Origin of the sequence: Okeania sp. SIO2B9, assembly GCF_010672505.1 — a bacterium.
Taxonomy (GTDB): Bacteria; Cyanobacteriota; Cyanobacteriia; order Cyanobacteriales; family Microcoleaceae; genus Okeania; species Okeania hirsuta.
The window spans coordinates 1-5,236 of sequence record NZ_JAAHGK010000467.1; the positions used below are offsets into that span (position 1 = coordinate 1).

Sequence of the window (5,236 nt, forward strand, 5' to 3'; positions counted from 1 at the left end):
TAATAACCGTTGGGAAAAATCAGTAAAAGATATAAATGTTGAATTGTTAATCATTAGTCAATTTACTCTTTATGGAGACTGTCGCAAAGGTCGTCGTCCATCTTTTGATAATGCAGCATCTCCTGAAGTTGCTAAACAACTTTACCAGCTATTTGTAGATCGATTAAAATTGAGTTGCTTAAAGGTAGAAACTGGTATATTTGGAGCAATGATGGAAGTTGAAATTGATAATGATGGTCCGGTAACTCTATTGTTAGAAAGAGAAGCTACTTCAATAATTAATAATTAATTAGGGTTTGCTGATTAAATCTAAAAGTATTTACAGATAAAGGTAAGTGCCTTTTTAGAACGAAAAAAAGTGCAACTTTTTAAGCTTGAGCGACCAAAAAGTTAGGATAAAAGGTAGAATAATTGCAGAAAAATCAAGGGATAAAATATCCGACTAACTCCTCTAAATTTCCCATTCCTCCTGACTTCCCCTCCTGGGATGGTCTGGGGGTGGGTTGACTCCTACTTCATACCAAAAAACTTCCATAAGCAAACCCTAATTATCACAATATTTAATAAAACATCTATGAATTAAGCTATTTTTTCCACCACAAAAAATATCTTTATACCTAATTCTCTGTTGCCTATTTACTTTTTCTCAAAAGGATTTTGACAACTTAAATGTAAACTCTATATAAATGCGATAAATAAAATTTCGGGTTGACGAACCAAGATAGGGGTATTTCCACACCATTTTTTTTCAATGGTCGAGACAAAATTAATGTTATAGTAGTATAAGTAATGGATTTACCTAACAAACAGGTGTCATGTTAATATCACAATTGTTAAATTAGGGTAGTTCTAAACTTAAAAATTTAGTTAATATAATTTCAGATTTTAAATAAGGAAAGTTATGGGATTTTTTGATTCAGAAGTAGTTCAACAGGAAGCTAAACAATTATTTGAGGATTATCAATCCTTAATTAAAGTAGGAAGTGATTATGGTAAATTTGATCGAGAAGGTAAAAAAATTTATATTGAAAAGATGGAATCTATTATGGAGCGCTACCGCATTTTTATGAAGCGTTTTGAATTATCAGAAGATTTCATGGCTCAAATGACTATGGAACAACTTAAAACTCAGTTAAATCAATTTGGCATTAGTCCTCAACAAATGTTCGATCAAATGCACACAACTTTAGAAAGAATGAAGTCTGAATTAGAAAAACAGTCCTAATTGAATCAAGATAAATAACGATTTAATATATTAACCACATTATTTCAAACAGTTTTTTGGGAAATTTTTTGAAGTTATAGAAATTATAGAAATAAACAGTTTTTTTTGCTTTTCCAAATGACGGTATGATTTGAACCCATCATTAACTCACTTTCAATCTATAATTATACTTACCAATCTTACCCATTAACAAAGTTATTTTCTTTAACCCAAACTGTTGATTCTAGAAATTAATAAAAACAATTATCTTGCATTTTGTTATTTTTAGCTATTTATGTAGATACATTTTTTTCAAATTATCAAAAATATCAAAACAACTGGAGAGTACAAAGTTATGCAAAAAAACGATTTACTTTCCAGACTGAAAGTATTACTGGGAAAGGCTTACAGTACCTACAACTCTGAATAAATAGTTTTTAACCTTTAGGCCACTGAAAGCCTTAGCTAGTAATAGTTATTCCAAGAACTTCGCACTATACTAGAAAACAAGAATAATTTAGAATTTATTGTTGTACTACTTGGTTTTTAATTTCTTTTTATTTATAGCATTCTCCATTACTGTATTTTACATATCAAAAGCTTAAAATTCAAAGAACGCAAGATTTTTCTTTCTTGCTTCTTCCTTCTGCTATAGCAACAAAAAAAATGCTATTTAAGCCTTGACTCAAATCAGGAAAATTCAAAATAGAACCTATCTTAGAGATACAAACTTATAGTGTTCTTTTGTTTATTTATCTCAACGTTACTTGAAAATCTGCGTTATTCCGAAGGGGAGCGGAGGGATGGAAAAACCAATCAATATTGAGGTTTTCAAAGATTGTGTGCTATGATAGTTAAGTTAAGCCTTCTGGGCTATTAGTGTCTAGGGAAGCCGTCGGGTTGGCGACCTACTGTGGAACTACCTTAAGACCAAAAAGAAGATCGACCTCGGAGGCAGGTGCTATGTTAGCGCAGCTCCTCCGGAGGAGGCAAGAGGAAACAGAAACCCCTAATCAGTGATGGTTAGGAATCATACATTGTCGCCCAAGGGCAACGTCGGGAGGATGTCAATTGATGAATCCCCATAAACAATAAATGGCGTTGCTGATTCTGGGTATGATTTGATAATTTTGTATTTGGGATTTTTTATTTTGGATGGTTTGAACTACTTGTTAATATTAACTTTTCCCAGATCCGGTGTTCCCTATTCCCTATAAACCTACTTTCATACCTTAATTCAGCAATGCCCAATAAATCAATTTAAGGGGTTTCCAACTTTCAAATTCGCTCTTCCTTCTTAATTTTATTAGACACTAATTTATGGCCTCTCAAATTTATATGCTGGTGGAAAATATTCGCGACGCTGGCCTCTCAAGGCTTGGTTCATAAAATTACGCCAGATCGGTGCAACAGTAGTACCACCAGTAGCACCATAATTTAGAGGCCGATAATCATCATTGCCCACCCAAACAGCCGTTGCCAACTGAGGTGTATAACCTACAAACCAAACATCTCGTTCAGAAGAAGTCGTACCAGTTTTTCCAGCGGCCTGACGGCCAATCTTAGCTCTAGTAGCAGTACCTCGTTCAATTACTCCCACCAATACACTATTAAGTGACGCTACAGCCCACTGATTTAAAACCAACTTAGGTTTAGGAGTATTATCCAACAAGACATTCCCACTGGTATCTGTTACCTGTACAATAAAAGTAGTGTCAGAATGCCAACCATTATTGGCAAAAGTCGCATAAGCACCCGCCATTTCCAGAGGTGTCAAATCAACCGAACCAAGTGGTAAAGAAATAACAGGTTCCATCGGACTCTTAATCCCTAAAATGCGACAAACCTCAATTACCTTATTAAGTCCAACATATTGACCAATTTTCACCGCTGGTATATTCAAAGAAGACTCCAAAGCCTTACGAATACTAACAGACCCAGAATATCCACCGCCATAATTTCTAGGAGTGTAATAACCATTACCATCTGGATAACTAACTCGAGTATCAGACACAACCGAATATGGGGAATATCTACCCGAAGCAAAAGCAGTGTAATAAACAAAAGGCTTAAAAGCAGAACCCGGTTGCCTGCGAGCTTGAACAGCACGATTATATTGACTACTCTTAAAATCTGCCCCACCAACCATTGCTCGCACAAAGTGGGTGCGTGGATCAACTGCCACTAATGCCATTTGACCTTTGTCCCAACTCCGATAAACCCGACGGTAATATAAGATTTCATGCCATTCAGTCACAGTTCTTTCAGCCATCCGTTGGAAATTCATATCAATGGTCGTTTGTATCCGCATTCCTCCCTTAAGAACAGCATCTTTACCAAACCTCTCAGTTAACTCCTGAACAACTGCATTAGTAATATAAGGAAGTTCACTCTGACGAAAAGAGGTAACTTTACCCACTAATAATGGCTGCTTGAGAGCCTCAGCTTCCTCTTCAGCAGTAATCCAATTCAGTTCACGCAGTCTTGCTAAAACAGTGGCCTGGCGTTGCTTAGACTTTTGGTAATTGATAAATGGACTATACTCTTCTGGGGCAGGAATCATACCTGCCATCAAGGCAGCTTCAGCCAAAGTTAAATCCTTGGAGGATTTATTAAAATAGCTTTTTGCTGCAGTCTCGACTCCATAGAGATTATGACCCCAGTAAATTTGATTGAGGTATAATTCTAAAATTTCGTTTTTATCAAGAATTTGTTCCATCCTAATTGCCAAAACTGCTTCAGCCACTTTCCTACTTAGTTTGGCTGTCGGGGAGAGAAACAAATTTTTCACTAACTGCATAGTAACAGTAGAACCACCTTCAACAGTTCTACCCCGTTCTAAGTTGGCGACAAAAGCACGCATAATTCCGATAGGATAGATTCCGTAGTGATTATAGAAGTTACTATCCTCGATCGCTAGAACTGCTCGTTTTAAGTCTGGAGAAATTTGGTTTAGGGGTATGACTTCTCGGTTGGCCTCATCGTGGAGACTGGCCAATGGTCTACCTTTAACATCATATATGTGAGTTGTTTCTGAAGGTGTGTAATTTTTTAGTACCCGAACGTCTGGAAGATTACGAAAGCTGATTGCTAAACCTACCAGTCCACCAGCTACTAATGAGCTAGTCAGCATGGTAATGCCTAGTACAGTACCTGCTGTTACCTTACTGACAGATTGAACAAATCCAAAGACTGGTGAAATTTCAGACCGAGATTTTGTAGTTTGCTTATGTGGGAGGGCATTGGTGGACACTTTGATTTAACTTCCTTGACGAAATTTCAAATTTTACAGCTAGTAATTGTTTAGGTGTTAGATATATTTTGAGAGATTAACTGATTATATTAGGAAATTTTGCTGTTCGGTGTTGTACCAAATCCACTTTAGTAAAGGATGTTCCAAAAAATTGAACTCTTTGCTATACATTAGGATTTGAGCATAAGACAAGCACCTTTTCATAACCGTATTTAGTATTAGATAATATATTTTGAGAGATTAACCGATTATATTAAGGGATTTTACTGTTAATAGCTGGTAACCTCTCGACGGAATTATTTGCTTAGTTAGCAGTGAGAGACGGTCGTCTCTTATATTTATTCAGCTTACAAAACTAAATTTCAATTTTTAGAGCAGAGCTAAGTAGAGCAAACTAGAAAAAAGACGTTGCATTTTTCAATCAAAAAACCCCTAAAAGCAATGAATATAAACTTTTGAGCTAATTTACAATTTGATAGATACATAGCGCCCAAAATTTACCATGTTCTACTTAGAAATTGTTTAGGTGTTTAGATATATTTTGAGAGGTTAATTGATTTATATTCTGCAATTCTACTGCTCATAGCTGATAATCTCTTAAGTGAATTACTTGGTCAGCTAGCAGCGATAGTCGAGGGTTTCTTAATTTATTCAGCTTACAAAGTATATTAAATATTTGAAGAAGGAACAAGTAAGGACTGAAGGACTGGAAAATTGGTTGGTTCGTAGGTGCAGAGTGACAACTTTTCAGTATCCCATCCATTTTTCCAGTCCTTCAG

At 35.7% G+C, this 5,236-nt stretch carries 3 protein-coding genes; 2 read left to right on the plus strand and 1 reads right to left on the minus strand.

Annotated features, from left to right (window positions below; genetic code table 11):
• Positions 1-289: D-aminoacyl-tRNA deacylase (dtd, locus tag F6K13_RS17010; RefSeq protein WP_287287874.1), on the plus strand; the 289-nt coding region annotated here is incomplete at its 5' end.
• A 612-nt stretch (positions 290-901) separates the two neighbouring features.
• Entirely contained in the window at positions 902-1,225 is a 324-nt protein-coding gene (locus F6K13_RS17015) for a DUF1825 family protein (protein WP_124142980.1), read from the plus strand.
• A 1,297-nt stretch (positions 1,226-2,522) separates the two neighbouring features.
• Here the strand turns inward: F6K13_RS17015 and F6K13_RS17020 are convergent.
• Positions 2,523-4,457, minus strand: coding sequence for a transglycosylase domain-containing protein (locus F6K13_RS17020; RefSeq protein ID WP_124142979.1), 1,935 nt, complete (start codon positions 4,455-4,457; stop codon positions 2,523-2,525).
• Positions 4,458-5,236 lie beyond the last annotated feature (779 nt).

Excerpts from the sequence above, each read along its gene's own strand:
- F6K13_RS17015 (WP_124142980.1), top strand. The coding sequence starts at position 902 with ATGGGATTTTTTGATTCAGAAGTAGTTCAACAGGAAGCTAAACAATTA.